Raw genomic sequence first — 15247 nt, 5'->3', positions numbered from 1 at the left:
AAATAAAGAAGGCAGTTTCAATATTTTGAAACCGCCTTTTTAAATATATATTAGAATAAGATTATTTTACTTGGAAAGTAACTCTTCTCACGATCTGACGTGCCTCTTTAGAATTTTTGTTAACAGAAGTATCTTCTCCATTAGCAATTACATTCAATCTTGATGCATCAATTCCTGCATTTATAGCTACTTTTTTCACAGCTTCAGCTCTTTTTCTAGACAATTCTGTGTTATAGTTAGTGTTTCCAATTTCGTCAGCATATCCAATAATATCAGCTGATTTCCCTGGATTGTTTTTTAAGTATTTCACTAAGAAATCAACACCAGATAAAGAAGCGTTTGTAGGTTTTGACGAATTGAAATCGAAATATACATTTACATAACCTCCATTGATTAATTCTTCAACAGTATTGTTTGTTGCTGTTCCAGAACCTTTCTTTTCATAAGTTTTGTCTAAATAGCTTTCTAACTCATCAGGAACACCATTTTGATTGTTGTCTATAGATTGTCCTTTTGTGTTAACGGCAACTCCAGCAATACTATTTGGTTCTAAATCGTATAAATCAGCAACTCCATCTTTGTCTGTATCCAAAAGACCAGTTTCGATCAAGTCAACTCTTTTTTCCAATTCACCAATTCGATCTTCTTCGCCAACCCAGTCAGCGTGTCTTTCGTTTTTACCTAAGTAAAAAGTTAAACCAACAGAAGCGTTTAATAGAATTCCATCAAAAGAACCTGTAGTGGTGTTACCCATTCCGTCAAAGTTCCAGTTTTGTCTTCCATTAATAATTCCCGTAAGATCTCCAGTAAGTGCAACTCTATTGCTCAATTTGATTTGGCCAGTTAAACCAGCAATTCCATGAGCCATATAATCTTGGCCTCCAAAACCAGTTTCAGTACTAATTTGCGAAACTCCAAAACCACCATGCGCCAAAATACCAATTGTATTAGTCCAAGTTTCAAAATTTAAAGCGCGTCCTACGTTTATAACTCCTTGCAAACTTGCTCTAACATATCGGCTTTCAAAATCGGGTGTGTCTTTTTTCTCTTTAAATTGGTCGTAACCAACATCTAATTTTACACCAAACTTTGGATTAAACATATATCTTACACCTAGATCTCCGTGAAAAAAGTTTAAAGATTCTGTCGTGTAACCTGGAGTCATTGCTCTAGTTGGTTTGTTAACCCCGCCATTAAGTTCTATCGACCATTTGTTGTATTCTTGATCTACAATAGGTTTTGTAGAAGTGGTAGCCATATTTTGTGCGCCTGCGGCGAATGATAGTAATAATAGAGAGGCTGATACTAATTTCTTTTTCATGATATCAAAAATTAAATTGTTTTTATTATTAAACTCATGAACAAAATTAGAGGTCGAATTCTAGAATGTGTTGTATATACACTTACATAATTTCCATATTTTGGCTTTTAATTATGTAAATCCGTTAATATTAGTCTAATAGAAGGTATAAAAAAAGGGCAAAATTCACATTTTGCCCTTTTGCTATCCTGGAAATATATTTATTATTTCAAATCTGGTTGGTAAATTTTAACAGATCCATCTCCTTCACTGCTTACTACTAATAAGCTTCTTTTAGTAGGGCTTTTTGAAGCTGGAATAAACAAAATTCCTTCTGGAGCGTCACCAGTTTTCACTGTTTGTAAATATTGTGGCGAAGTTGGGTTTGTAGTATCATAAACCATAAAAGCATCAGATCTTTCTAAACCAACGAATAAAATATTTTGAGTTCCCATTTTAGCTGCTACTACAGCTTCTGGCTCAGAACCTTTATCATCACTTCTTTTATCGTCATAAGTTCCTAATTCATTAGTTTTTTTGTCAACATCATTTTTACTGTCAAAAACTATTTTTCCAGTATTTCCGTTCCAGATTGAAAATGATCTTCCTCCAAAACTTACCATTTGGTCTAAATCTCCGTCACCGTCAGTATCTCCCATGTCAGTAATTAGATTAAGCCTTCCTAAGTTTGTTTCTAATTTTAAAGTCGCTGCATCAGGAAAAGCAGTTGCGTCCAATGTCATGTCTTTCATACGCTTAACATCAGAATAAGCATCATATTCTCTAGCATCTCCTTCATTTGCAGTAACAAAATAAGGAGTATTATTTACTGTAAAATGACTAATTGCATCTGGCATATAAAGTCCTTTTACTTTCCAAGGATTAAAAGCTACTTTATCGTCTTTATCGCTTACATCAATAGCATTTTCTGCTGTATTGTAGTCTTTTAAGCCTAAAGGATAAATTGCAGTGATTGTTTTAGAAGTTAAATCAACTTTTGCAACACCATTATTTTCTTGTAAAGTAACCCAAGCTGTTTTTGAATCATCTGAAATTGTAATGTATTCTGGTTCAATGTCCTGAGCGAAACTCTTAGCGAATTTTGAAACTCTGAATCCGTCTTTTGCCAAAGCAGTAGCTTGGCTACTGAACGAACTGAAATCTAAAGTAGTAACCGAATAAGTGCTAGTTTCAATAATAGAAACCGTTCCGTTTGGATCTTGTGAATAATCTGTATTTGGTTCCCCTTCGTTAGCCGACATAATGAATTTTCCGTCAGGAGAAAAAGTAATCATATCTGGTAAAGCACCAACCGTAACTTGTTTGATTAAACTATAATCTGAAGTGTTGAAAACAATTACTTTTCCATTTCCTTGCTTGTTTACAGTAGATTCTAAAGCAACAGCCAATTTTCCGTCAAAAACAGAAACACTGTTTGCGGCACCTTCATAAGCTACTAAATCAATTTTTCCGATTTTTGTTGGCTTTGTAGGATCTGTGATATCAATAACATCAATTTGGTTTACACCGCTGTTATTAACTGTAAAAAGTCTTTTTGTTTTTTCGCAGTAAGCAGAAATTTCAGCTGCAGCTTCTCCGCCAATTGTAATAGAACCAATTTCTTTAAAAGTTGCTGGGTTCTCGTTTACAACAACTTCAGGTTCGTTGTTAGAATTTTCGTCATTATTACAGCTCGCCAAAATAAAAAGCGCTGCAAATAATGAGATAGATAAATTTTTCATGTGTTAGTTTTTAGTTTTGGTAAAAGTAATTCTGAGCTTTCTGTTAAATATTAAGTAGGTATTATTTAATCTTTAACTTAATTTTTGCAGGATATTTATTGTGAAATTATAGATGAATTTCAATCAAATGTTTTATAATCCTAACGAATGCTTATCTTTGCACTTTCTAAATTAGAACCTCTTTATGTCAACAAATAATAGAAGATTTCCAGCAGAATGGGAAAAACAGCAAGGAATTGTATTGTGTTTTCCGCATAATGGTAACGATTGGCCTGGAAAATATGAGGCCGTTCAATGGGCTTTTGTAGAATTTATTAAAAAAGTAGCCACTTTTGAAACTGTTTTTTTGGTCGTAGCCGATGAAAAACTAAAAGAGAAAGTTGCAGATATGCTTGAAAGAGCTCGCGTAAACCTTGATAACGTTTCCTATATTATTCATAAAACCAACAGAAGCTGGATGCGTGATTCAGGACCAATTATTGTGAAAAATGGTTCGAAAAGAGAAGCGTTGAATTTTAATTTCAATGGTTGGGCAAAATATAAAAACTATCAGTTAGACAAATTTGTTCCGGGTAAAGTAGCTGATTTTATTAATGTGCCTTTAACTCAAGTAATGTATAAAGGAAAACCAGTAATTGTTGAAGGAGGAGCGATTGACGTAAACGGAAAAGGAACTTTATTAACATCTGAAGAATGTTTAATGCATCCAACAATTCAGGTTCGAAACGCTGGTTTTACAAAAGAAGATTACGAAGCAGTTTTTAAAGAATATCTTGGAGTTACAAATGTAATTTGGTTAGGAGATGGAATTGAAGGTGATGATACTCACGGTCATATTGACGATTTATGCCGATTTGTAAATGAAGATACTATAGTAACTATTGTGGAAACTAATAAAAACGATTCTAATTACAAACCTTTACAAGATAATTTGAAACGTTTGCAAAACGCAAAATTAGAAAACGGAAAATCTCCAGTTATTGTAGCGCTTCCAATGCCAAAACGTGTTGATTTTGAAGATTTACGTTTACCGGCAAGTTATGCTAATTTCTTGATTTTGAATAATTGTGTTTTAGTGCCAACATTCAACGATAGCAATGATCGTGTAGCTTTAAATATCTTAGCAGAATGTTTTCCAGATCGTGAAGTAATCGGAATAAGCTGTATTGATTTTATTTGGGGTTTTGGAACTTTACATTGTTTAAGTCAGCAGATTCCTGCATAAAAATAGTAGCTACAGATTATAAAGTAATCGTTTTGATCTTTTTAATCTGCTATAAAATTGTCAGATATACAGAGACTTTCTTGTATTATTTAAGCTGTCACCAAAAGTGGCAGCTTTTTTTGTTGTATATTTAACAGACAGATTTGCTATGTGTCCGAATAACCTCCTTATATTCGTATGTTCAACAATGCAGAAATGCAGATTTTTTTTATATGAAGAAAATATTTTTTATCCTTTTCTTGCTTTCTTCGAGAGTTCTTTTTTCACAGTCTGATTTGCAAGATAAAAATGAACTTACATTTGCTACCTACAATGTAAGTATGGAATCTGATAATTATTCTCCAAAAGGGGCAATGGGGAAATCGGAGGAGATATTGATTTATCAGCTTAATTCAGGGAATAATGCTCAAATCAAAAATATCGCTCACATTATTCAAACTGTTAGACCAGATGTTATTCTGCTAAACGAATTTGATTACATTAAAGATCCTGAACTTGGTGTAAAGGCTTTTATAAAAAAATACTTGAACGTGAGCCAGGGCGGGGCAACGGCCATTGATTATCCTTATCACTATTATTCTACAGTGAATACTGGTCAGCCAAGTCCTTACGATTTGAACAACGATGGAAAGTTGAATAATTTTGGAAATGATGCTTGGGGATTTGGTATGTATCCTGGACAATATGGAATGATGCTTTTGTCTAAATATCCTATTGATGCTAAAGCGGTTCGTACTTTTCAACATTTTAAATGGAAAGATATGCCCGGAGCATTGCTTACTAAAAAAGCAGATGGATCGGATTGGTATAGCAAGAAAGCTTGGAAGGAATTCCCTTTGTCTTCAAAATCTCACTGGGACGTTCCTGTACAAATTAACAATAAAACAGTTCATGTCTTAGTTAGTCATCCAACTCCTCCTACTTTTGATGGTGATGAAGATCGCAATGGAAAAAGAAATCATGATGAAATCCGATTCTGGAAAGATTATATCTCAGACAATTCAGCTTCGTACATTTATGATGATAAAGGTGTAAAAGGTGGTTTAGATCCAAATTCTCGATTTGTTATATTGGGTGATCAAAATGCTTCTCCAGTTGAAGGAAGCGCTATTAGAGAAGGTATAAAATCGTTAATAGAAAGTCCGAAAATTAATAGCGATTTTACGCCTGCTAGTAAAGGTGGTGCTGAATATAGTCCTGAAAATCCTTTTGGAATTAATCATACTGCATTTTGGAGAATGCGCGCCGATTATGTTTTGCCATCCAGACTTGGTTTTAAAGTTATAAACAGTGGGGTATTCTGGCCTGCGAAAGATGAACAAATGTCAGAATTAGTTGAAAAACGTGAATCAAGTTCAGATCATCGTTTGGTTTGGGTAAAGTTGGTCTTAGAATAAATAACTTTTCTTTTCAATTTTAAAAGATTTAAATATAAGCATAAAAAAACCTTGGCGATCACCAAGGTTTTTTGTTTTCTATATTTCTTGTTCAGACTGATCTGATCTTCATTGTTTAATAAAAGGAGGTAGCAATTGGCTAGAAACTTCTCCAAAACCAATTCTTACTTCGGTATTTTCGCAGAATCCACGAATAATAACCGTATCATTATCTTCAATAAATTTACGTTCGCTGCCATCTTTTAATCTCAACGGATTTTTTCCGCCCCAAGTTAATTCTAGCATCGAACCAAAACTATCAGGAGTTGGACCAGAAATAGTTCCAGAACCCATCATGTCGCCAGAATTTACACGACATCCGTTTGAAGTGTGATGAGCCAATTGCTGGCACATTGACCAATATAAATATTTAAAGTTTGATTTCGAAACAACTGTTTCCTCTTGGTTTTCAGGTTGTATTGAAACTTCTAAATGAATGTCAAAAGCTTTTTTTCCTTTTGTTTGTAAATAAGGAAGTGGAGACGGATCTTGTTTAGGGCCTTTAGTTCTAAAAGGCTCAAGAGCATCCATTGTCACAATCCACGGAGAGATTGAAGTTGCAAAGTTTTTGGCTAAGAATGGCCCAAGAGGCACATATTCCCATTTCTGAATATCACGCGCGCTCCAGTCATTCAATAAAACCATTCCGAAAATATAGTCTTCTGCTTCGTAGGTTGGGATATTTTCCCCCATTACGTTAACATCTGTTGTAATAAAAGCAGTTTCTAATTCAAAATCTACTAAACGAGAAGCTCCAAAAACAGGCGTATCATGTCCAGCAGGTAAAGTTTGTCCCATTGGTCTGTGAACTGGAATTCCAGAAGGTACAATTGTTGAACTTCTTCCGTGGTATCCAACTGGAATATGAAGCCAGTTTGGCAATAAAGCATTTTCTGGATCGCGGAACATTTTACCTACGTTTGTAGCGTGTTCTCTGCTCGAATAGAAGTCAGTATAATCACCAATCAAAACTGGCAATTGCATCTCTACATCTTCGATTTTAAATATAACAATATCTCGGTGTTTTGTTGAATCTCGTAATTGAGGGTTGTTCTCGTCAAAAATATCTGCGATACGATTTCGAACCAAACGCCATGTTTTTTTTCCGTCAGAAATAAAATCATTTAGCGTATCCTGCATAAACATATCATCGGTTAATTCGATTCCTTCAAAATAGTTTAATTGCTGTAAAGCCCCTAAATCTATGGCGTAATCGCCAATTCGCGTTCCTACGGTAACGACATTTTCTTTAGTAAGAAATACACCGAAAGGAATATTCTGGATGGGGAAGTCGCTATTTTCTGGCACTTCTAACCATGATTTTCTACTGGTATCGTTGGCAGTTATTGGCATGTTTAATGTTAATTATTTGTTGAAAAATTACTTGTCAAATATATCATAATCTAGCAGTTTGACAAACGTTTTTTTGTATTTTTGCGTGAAATTAACGAAAAACAAAAAAATGCAACGCGACGAACAAATTTTTGATCTTATCCAAGAGGAGAAAGAAAGACAAATTCACGGACTAGAGCTTATCGCTTCAGAGAATTTTGTAAGTGATGAAGTAATGGCAGCAGCAGGGTCTGTTTTAACTAATAAATATGCAGAGGGTTATCCTGGCAAAAGATACTACGGCGGTTGTGAAGTAGTTGACGTTATTGAGCAAATTGCTATTGACAGAGCTAAAGAATTATTTGGCGCTGAATATGCAAACGTACAGCCTCATTCTGGTTCTCAGGCAAATACAGCTGTTTATCACGCTTGTCTAAATCCTGGTGATACTATTTTAGGTTTCGATTTATCTCATGGAGGTCACTTAACTCACGGTTCTCCAGTAAATTTCTCAGGACGTTTATATCGTCCAGTTTTTTACGGTGTAGATGCTGAAACTGGTCGTTTAGATTATGATAAAATTCAAGAAATTGCAACTAAAGAACAGCCAAAATTAATCATCGCTGGAGCTTCGGCTTATTCTCGTGATATGGATTTTGCTCGTTTCAGACAAATTGCAGACAGCGTTGGAGCGATCTTATTTGCTGATATTTCTCACCCAGCTGGTCTTATCGCAAAAGGATTATTAAGTGATCCAATTCCACATTGCCATATTGTTTCTACAACAACACATAAAACATTAAGAGGACCACGTGGAGGTCTTATTTTAATGGGGAAAGATTTCCCAAATCCACAAGGATTAACAACTCCTAAAGGAGAAATTAGAATGATGTCTTCATTATTGGATTTAGCTGTTTTCCCAGGAAATCAAGGTGGACCTTTAATGCACATTATCGCTGCTAAAGCGGTTGCTTTCGGTGAAGCATTAAAAGATGAGTTCTTTACTTACGCAATGCAATTACAAAAAAATGCTAACGCAATGGCTGATGCTTTCGTAAAAAGAGGTTACAACATTATCTCTGGCGGAACTGACAACCATATGATGCTTATTGACTTAAGAAATAAAAACATTTCTGGTAAAGAAGCTGAAAATGCATTAGTAAAAGCTGAAATTACAGTAAACAAAAACATGGTTCCTTTTGACGATAAATCTCCATTTATCACTTCTGGAATTCGTGTTGGTACAGCTGCAATCACAACTCGTGGTTTAGTTGAAAAAGATATGGAAACTATCGTAGCTTTAATCGATAAAGTGCTTACAGATCACACAAACGAAGATCTTATCGAAGAAGTTGCTGAAGAAGTAAACGAATTAATGAGCGAAAGACCAATTTTTGCATATTAATTAGTTTAAAGTTTAAGGTTTCAAGTTTAAAGTTTTGTAATGCGTAAATAACCGTATTATGAAACTTTAAACTTTTTTTCGTTTAGATAAGAAACTTGAAACCTGAAACAAAATAAACCTGAAACAAATTAAAAGACATGGGCGTACTAAGATTACAATTGCCAACCGACCCAAGATGGGTAAATATTGTTGAGAAAAACATCGAAGAAATCTTAACAGATCATGCTTGGTGCGAGCAAAAAGCGGCAACAAACGCGATTACAATTATTACAAACAATTCTGAACACCAAGATTTAGTGAAAGATTTATTGGCTTTAGCCAAAGAAGAAATCGATCATTTTGAGCAAGTTCATAACATCATCATTAAAAGAGGATTGAAATTAGGGCGCGAACGTAAAGACGATTACGTAAACGAACTATACCAATACATGAAAAGAAGCGGAGACGGAAGCCGTGTTTCAGGTCTTGTTGAAAGATTACTATTTTCTGCTATGATTGAAGCTAGAAGCTGCGAACGTTTTAAAGTGCTTTCTGAAAACATTAAAGACGAAGAATTAGCTCTTTTCTATAGAGAATTAATGGAAAGTGAAGCAGGACATTATACCACTTTTATAACATACGCTCGTAAATACGGAACAGGAATTGATGTTGAAAAACGCTGGAGAGAATGGCTGGCATTTGAAGAATCAATTATTACCAATTACGGAAAAGGAGAGACTATTCACGGGTAGTTTTTTTGTTTGTTTTGTTTCAGGTTTCAAGTTTGTCAGGTTGAGCGAAGTTGAAGCCTACGCGAAGTATAGAAAGAAAAAATCCGTTTTATCTGCGTTTTCGCGAAAGCGAATCGGTTTAATCCGTGTCCAATCTTTTAAGTTTTTATAATCTAAAATCTAAAGCCTACAATCTAAAATTTCTTATATTTGAGAGTAACCAAAATCTCGAACTATGAGAATAGAAATGGACCTGAAATTAGGATTTAAAGATGTAATGTTTAGACCTAAAAGATCAACGCTCAAAAGTAGATCTGAAGTTTCCTTAGAACAAAATTTCAAGTTTTTGCACAGTACCTCAAGTTGGTCTGGAATTCCGATTATGGGGGCCAATATGGATACCGTAGGAACTTTTGAAATTGCAAAGGTTTTGGCAAAAGAAAAACTTTTTACAGCTATTCATAAACATTACACTTTAGAAGAATGGAATTCATTTCTAAAGACAGCAACTCCTGATATTTACGATTATATTGCAGTAAGCACTGGAACAGGAAAGGAAGATTTTGAAAAGATTGGAAAAATTATTGAAGCAAATCCACTTTTAAAATTTATCTGTATTGATGTTGCAAACGGCTATTCAGAGCATTTTGTTCAGTTTTTAAAGAAAACAAGAAAACAATATCCAGATAAAATCATTATTGCAGGTAATGTTGTCACAGGAGAAATGACCGAAGAACTTTTGTTAGCTGGCGCCGATATTGTAAAAGTCGGAATTGGTCCTGGTTCTGTTTGTACAACGCGAGTAAAAACAGGTGTTGGTTATCCGCAACTTTCAGCAATTATAGAATGTGCTGATGCTGCCCATGGTTTAGGTGGACATATTATTAGCGACGGTGGTTGTACAACTCCGGGCGATGTTGCCAAAGCTTTTGGTGCTGGAGCCGATTTTGTTATGTTGGGTGGAATGCTTGCTGGACACACAGAAAGTGGCGGAGAACTAATAGAAGTAAAAGGAGAAAAATTTAAACAATTTTACGGGATGAGTTCGAAAACCGCAATGGACAAACATGCTGGAGGCGTTGCAGAATATAGAGCAAGCGAAGGGAAAACAGTCCAAGTTCCGTTTAAAGGAGACGTGATTCACACTGTTTTAGATATTTTGGGCGGAATAAGAAGCACTTGCACATATGTAGGAGCTTCCAGATTAAAAGAATTGACTAAACGAACGACTTTCATCCGCGTAAGCGAACAAGAAAATCAAGTTTTTAAAAAATAATATGATTCAAATTACCGAAGCATCGATTGGAGATATTGCTAAAATCCAAGAAATTGCACATATAACATGGCCAATAACGTATGGCGAAATTTTGACAACAGAACAATTAGATTATATGTTGAATCTTATTTATTCTGATGAAGCACTTTCAAAACAAATTCACAATAAAGAACAATTATTCTATCTCATTCTAGATTCAGAATCTACAATTGGCTTTATCGGAATTGAACATAATTATAAAAACGAAGCAATTACCAAAATCCATAAGATCTATCTTTTGCCAGAAACGCAAGGAAAAGGTTATGGAAAAATAGTTTTTGAAGAAATTGCAAAAATGGCATTAGAAAATAATTCAAACCAACTTTTATTAAACGTAAACCGATTTAATACGGCTTTAAATTTCTATACAAAACTCGGTTTCGAAATTAAAGAAACGGTTGATATAGAAATAGGAAATGGATATTTGATGGAAGATTATGTGATGGGGAAGAAGATATAGTTCTCTTAATATATGATAAAAAAAGAGTCTTTGAAACTGGATTTTCAAAGACTCTTTTTTTTTGGATAATTATAATTAGTGAATTAAATTATAAATAAAGCTTGCTGCAAAAAGATAAATAAAGATACATAATGCATTGATAACTAAAACTTTAAGGTATGTTAGTATTAGGAGTTTCTTCTCTAAAAAAGGTATAATTAATTACAGTTGCTGTTCCACCGATTGCTCCGCCAATTGCCCCTCCACTAAATAAAAGTCCAATTGGTAATGCACCAACTATATATTCATACCATTTTAATTTATTTGCCATTGGGTATTTTTTGCCGTCAATATTTAAGGCTTGTGAAGATATGTCTGGTATGTTAGCCTTTGGAAAAGCCTTAACTATTTCATCATTAGTTCTTTTAATTAAAAATGGTTTTCCTTTTTCTTTACTCTGTTCAACAAGTACTCCATTTTGTCTCAATGTTGATTTTCCGGAAAAAATATTGCTTTCAAATTCAAAATTGTTGTTTGGGAAATCAGGTAATGTAAATTTAAAATTGTTTTTCATGATTTTATTGCTTTTTCTTTTTAAGTTTTTAGTAATCAGTTGAATAATAAAACTTAAATGTTTTTGCAAAGGTATTTTGAGTACCTAATTGCAAATAGCAACTAAAAGACAGAAAAATGATATAATAAGTTAAAAGCTACTTTCTAACTCACAATCACATCATGCTTAAACAACAACCCTTTTACTTCCTTCAAAGAAAAAACAGCTTTCTTCAATTTAGTTTTTGATGGATCAATAGTGTAATTAAAACTCGTTTTAAAATCGGCTTTATTAGCGATGGCTTTGTTGAATTCTGAACGGTATAAATCGCAATTATAAAAAACTACATTGGTCAAATCTGTAGCCATAAAATCTACGGCAATTAAACTGCAGTTCGAAAAAAACGTTCCTTTTAATTTTAGAGTGTAAAACTTCGAAAAGTCTAGAATGCAGTCGTTAAATTCGATTTCAAATATTAGTTTATCGCACATTGCAAAGTTAACATCTTTAATTTCGCATCGATTAAATCTTGCAGTTCTAAAAGCAACGTAATTAATTTTGGCTTCAGTAAAAATACAATCATTAAAAACGCAGTCGATAAAAGTAACGGCAAGAAAAGTGCAGGCAGAGAAATTACAATTATTAAAAACGCAGCATTCGAAGTCCTTAAAATTAAGATCGTCTTTGGCGTAAATAATTGTATTGTACTCTTTATCAAGAAAATATTCGCTTTCTTTTTTCAACCTTTTTCTATAATTTTTTGAAGGTGAAAAGGTAATAATTTACGATATAATAATGGAAACAAATTATAAATGATTTTGATTTCATTCACATTTTTAATCCATAAAATACTGTAGCTTTACACTTATTTTTTAAGTTAAACAGATCAATTTTATTATATGGAATCAACAAGAAAAGAACATGATTTTCTGGGAGAATTAGAAATTCCAAACCATTTATACTACGGAATCCAGACTTTTAGAGCGGTAGAAAACTTTAATATTACTGGTATTCCAATTTCAAAAGAGCCTTTATTTATAAAAGCTTTAGGTTATGTAAAAAAAGCTGCGGCATTGGCAAATAAAGATTGTGGTGCAATTGATCCTAAAATTGCAGAAGCGATTTGTTATGGAAGTGATCAGGTTATCGCTGGTAAATTTGATAAAGAATTTGTGAGCGATTTAATTCAGGGCGGTGCAGGAACTTCTGTAAACATGAATGCTAACGAAGTTATTGCCAATATCGGATTAGAATATTTAGGTCACAAAAAAGGCGAATACAATTTTCTTCATCCAAATAATCATGTAAATTGTTCACAATCTACAAACGATGCTTATCCATCGGCATTTCGAATTGCTTTGTATTTAAAAATGGAAAGCTTCATTAAAACTTTCTCAGGTTTAGAAGTTGCTTTCGCTAAAAAAGGTGAGGAGTTTAAAGATGTCTTAAAAATGGGAAGAACGCAATTGCAAGATGCGGTTCCCATGACTTTAGGGCAAGAATTTAAAGCTTATGCAACCACAATTGGCGAAGATATTCAGCGTTTGAAAAATGCGCAGGAATTATTGTTGGAAATCAATATGGGAGCAACAGCAATTGGAACAAAAGTTAATGCACCTGAAGGTTATCCAGAAATTTGCGTAAAATATCTAGCAGATGAGGTTGGAATTCCATTAACGCTTTCTCCAGATTTAATAGAAGCAACCGTAGATACAGGAGCTTATGTTCAGATTATGGGAACTTTAAAACGTTCTGCTGTAAAAATTTCTAAAATCTGTAACGATTTACGTTTATTGAGTTCTGGGCCAAGAACAGGTTTAAATGAAATTAATCTTCCTGCACGCCAGCCTGGTTCATCTATTATGCCAGGAAAAGTAAATCCGGTAATTCCAGAAGTGGTAAATCAGACTTGTTTTTATGTGATTGGTCAGGATTTAACCGTTACAATGGCAGCAGAAGCGGGACAATTACAGTTAAACGTAATGGAACCTGTTATTGCTTTTGCAATGTTTACTTCGTTAGATTATCTTTCAAATGCAATTCAGACTTTAATTGATAAATGTATTAACGGAATCACAGCAAATGTTGATCATTGCTATAATATGGTTATGAATAGTATCGGAATCGTGACACAATTGAATCCAATTATTGGTTATGAAGAAAGTGCTAGTATTGCAGGAGAGGCTTTAAAAACAGGTAAAAGCGTTCATCAAATTGCCGTTTTAGAACGAAAATTAATCACACAGGAAAAATGGGACGAAATTTATTCTTTGGAAAACTTAATCCATCCGAAGTTTATCACTAAATAATTTTTCTATGCTATAGCCGAAAGCCGTCAATTTTATTTTGACGGTTTTTTTGTTAAAATAATTTTAGTTTTATTTGATTTAGTTCGTAAGATGTTGAAAATAAGAGTTATATTTACATAGAGATTGAGTCTCATTCCAAAACTAAACTTTGCAAATGGTGATTTTTTGTAAAAATAATGCCTATAAGTACAAGTCTAAAATCTTAGGATTATTGCTTCTTATTTCTTTTAATCTATTTGCTCAAGAGGAAATTAAAAATCCTGAAATTGAATCTCCAAAAATTTGCCCTCCAAAAACAGTATTTGATCTTTTTAAGAAAGATGATGATGCTTTAGTAGTTAAGCCAACAAAAAACAATTTCTTTTTATTGATTCCAGCTATTGGATCTCAGCCCGCTACAGGATTCTTTTTTGGAGCAGTTGCTCAATATACTTTTAAAGGAAAAGAAGAAAAAGATAAATATTCGATTGCCAATGTTGGGATTACATATACACTAAAAAATCAATGGCTGGTTAATATTAAAAACAATATTCTGCTCAATAATAATAAAATCTTTTTGAGTGGCGATTATCGGTTGTATTTGTTTTCGCAACCTAATTATGGTTTAGGAACTGATATAATTCCGCCCAGACGCGACCAGCCTGATGGTTTTAGTGTTGATTCGCTTGCCCAAGACATGGATTATAACTATTTAAAATTCCACCAAACGATTTCTTTTGAGGTCAAAGAGAACTACTATATAGGTGGGGGAATTAATATTGACTGGTATTCTAGTATTGACGACAAAGAGTTAGATTTGGAAAATGGTAAATATACTTATCACTACAATTACAGCCAGAAATATGGATTTGACAACTATGAATATTTCTTAAACGGAATAAGTTTGAATCTGGTTCATGATTCGCGAGATAATCAGGTAAATGCGTCAAAAGGATGGTTTGCCAATATTAATTATAGATTTAATCCAGTATTGTTTAATAATCAGGATTATAGTAATGTGCTCTTTGCAGAATACCGGCATTTTATACCTGTTTCTCATAAAAATCCACACTACATTTTGGCAATTTGGACTTATGGACAATTTGTAACCAGAGGAAAAGTACCTTATTTAAATCTGCCTGCAATTGGCTGGGATCAGCGCAGTAGGAGCGGAGAAGGTTATACGCAGGGATTGTTTAGAGGAAACGGTTTAGTTTATTTATCTACAGAATTTCGTTTTCCTATTACCTGCAATCAATTGTTGAGCGGTACTGTTTTTGCCAATTTTGTAACAGCCAGTAATTCAGATACTGATCTTAAATTATTCAAATCGATTCAGCCTGCTATCGGAGCTGGTTTGAGAATCTTAATTGACAAAGCTTCCAAAACAAATCTAATTTTAGATTATGCGTGGGGTAATAATTCTAAAGGTTTTTACTTGAATGCTGGTGAGACTTTCTAATTTCAAAATTTGTACAAATTGAAAATAAAAAGATTAGAGT

Annotated in this window: 13 protein-coding genes; 8 read left to right on the top strand and 5 right to left on the bottom strand. The window is 33.7% G+C overall.

Annotation, left to right across the window (positions count from 1 at the left end; all coding sequences use genetic code 11):
• Nucleotides 1–61: 61 nt before the first annotated feature.
• Together OD917_RS10580 and OD917_RS10575 are read right to left on the bottom strand one after the other, a co-directional pair.
• A complete protein-coding gene (locus OD917_RS10580) occupies nucleotides 62–1321 on the bottom strand; it encodes an OmpA family protein (protein ID WP_263523500.1) in 1260 nt (419 codons plus the stop codon).
• A 203-nt stretch (nucleotides 1322–1524) separates the two neighbouring features.
• On the bottom strand, nucleotides 1525–3042 hold the full coding sequence (locus tag OD917_RS10575) for a choice-of-anchor I family protein (protein ID WP_263523499.1): 1518 nt from the start codon (nucleotides 3040–3042) through the stop codon (nucleotides 1525–1527).
• A gap of 184 nt (nucleotides 3043–3226) precedes the next feature.
• Between OD917_RS10575 and OD917_RS10570 the strand changes: the two genes are divergently transcribed.
• Together OD917_RS10570 and OD917_RS10565 are read left to right on the top strand one after the other, a co-directional pair.
• Nucleotides 3227–4267, top strand: coding sequence for an agmatine/peptidylarginine deiminase (locus tag OD917_RS10570; RefSeq protein WP_263523498.1), 1041 nt, complete (start codon nucleotides 3227–3229; stop codon nucleotides 4265–4267).
• 212 nt (nucleotides 4268–4479) lie between these two features.
• Nucleotides 4480–5664, top strand: coding sequence for an endonuclease/exonuclease/phosphatase family protein (locus tag OD917_RS10565; protein WP_263523497.1), 1185 nt, complete (start codon nucleotides 4480–4482; stop codon nucleotides 5662–5664).
• A 108-nt stretch (nucleotides 5665–5772) separates the two neighbouring features.
• Here OD917_RS10565 and fahA read toward each other — a convergent pair whose 3' ends face one another.
• Nucleotides 5773–7056 carry a fumarylacetoacetase gene (fahA, locus tag OD917_RS10560; RefSeq protein WP_263523496.1) on the bottom strand — a complete coding sequence of 428 codons (1284 nt, stop codon included), beginning with the start codon at nucleotides 7054–7056 and terminating at the stop codon, nucleotides 5773–5775.
• 109 nt (nucleotides 7057–7165) lie between these two features.
• Here fahA and glyA point away from each other — a divergent pair, with 109 nt between their 5' ends.
• From glyA to OD917_RS10540, 4 genes are all read left to right on the top strand, one after another.
• On the top strand, nucleotides 7166–8440 hold the full coding sequence (glyA, locus tag OD917_RS10555) for a serine hydroxymethyltransferase (RefSeq protein ID WP_132991450.1): 1275 nt from the start codon (nucleotides 7166–7168) through the stop codon (nucleotides 8438–8440).
• Nucleotides 8441–8577: 137 nt separating this feature from the next.
• On the top strand, nucleotides 8578–9171 hold the full coding sequence (locus tag OD917_RS10550) for a tRNA-(ms[2]io[6]A)-hydroxylase (protein ID WP_057122755.1): 594 nt from the start codon (nucleotides 8578–8580) through the stop codon (nucleotides 9169–9171).
• Between the two features lie 214 nt (nucleotides 9172–9385).
• Entirely contained in the window at nucleotides 9386–10426 is a 1041-nt protein-coding gene (locus OD917_RS10545) for a GMP reductase (RefSeq protein ID WP_263523495.1), read from the top strand.
• A 1-nt stretch (nucleotide 10427) separates the two neighbouring features.
• Complete coding sequence (locus OD917_RS10540; RefSeq protein WP_263523494.1) at nucleotides 10428–10925, top strand: GNAT family N-acetyltransferase; 498 nt, start codon at nucleotides 10428–10430, stop codon at nucleotides 10923–10925.
• A 151-nt stretch (nucleotides 10926–11076) separates the two neighbouring features.
• Here the strand turns inward: OD917_RS10540 and OD917_RS10535 are convergent, their stop codons facing one another.
• Both OD917_RS10535 and OD917_RS10530 read right to left on the bottom strand, forming a co-directional pair.
• A complete protein-coding gene (locus tag OD917_RS10535) occupies nucleotides 11077–11547 on the bottom strand; it encodes a hypothetical protein (protein ID WP_263523493.1) in 471 nt (156 codons plus the stop codon).
• Between the two features lie 74 nt (nucleotides 11548–11621).
• Nucleotides 11622–12200 (bottom strand): pentapeptide repeat-containing protein, encoded by a 579-nt coding sequence (locus OD917_RS10530; RefSeq protein WP_263523492.1) that lies wholly within the window; start codon nucleotides 12198–12200, stop codon nucleotides 11622–11624.
• A 156-nt stretch (nucleotides 12201–12356) separates the two neighbouring features.
• Here OD917_RS10530 and aspA point away from each other — a divergent pair, with 156 nt between their 5' ends.
• Nucleotides 12357–13766: an aspartate ammonia-lyase gene (gene aspA, locus OD917_RS10525; protein WP_263523491.1), complete on the top strand. Its 1410-nt coding sequence runs from the start codon at nucleotides 12357–12359 to the stop codon at nucleotides 13764–13766.
• 154 nt (nucleotides 13767–13920) lie between these two features.
• Nucleotides 13921–15207 (top strand): outer membrane protein assembly factor, encoded by a 1287-nt coding sequence (locus OD917_RS10520; protein WP_263523490.1) that lies wholly within the window; start codon nucleotides 13921–13923, stop codon nucleotides 15205–15207.
• The last annotated feature ends 40 nt before the right edge of the window (nucleotides 15208–15247 follow it).

The organism is Flavobacterium sp. SH_e (genome assembly GCF_025717045.1).
In the GTDB taxonomy this organism is placed as follows: domain Bacteria; phylum Bacteroidota; class Bacteroidia; order Flavobacteriales; family Flavobacteriaceae; genus Flavobacterium.
The sequence above is the reverse complement of the archived record's forward strand: the minus strand, read 5'-3'. Positions and strand labels throughout refer to the sequence as shown.

Excerpts from the sequence above, each read along its gene's own strand:
- OD917_RS10520 (WP_263523490.1), top strand. The coding sequence starts at position 13,921 with ATGGTGATTTTTTGTAAAAATAATGCCTATAAGTACAAGTCTAAAATC.
- OD917_RS10580 (WP_263523500.1), bottom strand. The coding sequence starts at position 1,321 with ATGAAAAAGAAATTAGTATCAGCCTCTCTATTATTACTATCATTCGCC.
- fahA (WP_263523496.1), bottom strand. The coding sequence starts at position 7,056 with ATGCCAATAACTGCCAACGATACCAGTAGAAAATCATGGTTAGAAGTG.
- OD917_RS10550 (WP_057122755.1), top strand. The coding sequence starts at position 8,578 with ATGGGCGTACTAAGATTACAATTGCCAACCGACCCAAGATGGGTAAAT.
- OD917_RS10570 (WP_263523498.1), top strand. The coding sequence starts at position 3,227 with ATGTCAACAAATAATAGAAGATTTCCAGCAGAATGGGAAAAACAGCAA.
- OD917_RS10545 (WP_263523495.1), top strand. The coding sequence starts at position 9,386 with ATGAGAATAGAAATGGACCTGAAATTAGGATTTAAAGATGTAATGTTT.
- glyA (WP_132991450.1), top strand. The coding sequence starts at position 7,166 with ATGCAACGCGACGAACAAATTTTTGATCTTATCCAAGAGGAGAAAGAA.
- OD917_RS10565 (WP_263523497.1), top strand. The coding sequence starts at position 4,480 with ATGAAGAAAATATTTTTTATCCTTTTCTTGCTTTCTTCGAGAGTTCTT.
- aspA (WP_263523491.1), top strand. The coding sequence starts at position 12,357 with ATGGAATCAACAAGAAAAGAACATGATTTTCTGGGAGAATTAGAAATT.
- OD917_RS10575 (WP_263523499.1), bottom strand. The coding sequence starts at position 3,042 with ATGAAAAATTTATCTATCTCATTATTTGCAGCGCTTTTTATTTTGGCG.
- OD917_RS10540 (WP_263523494.1), top strand. The coding sequence starts at position 10,428 with ATGATTCAAATTACCGAAGCATCGATTGGAGATATTGCTAAAATCCAA.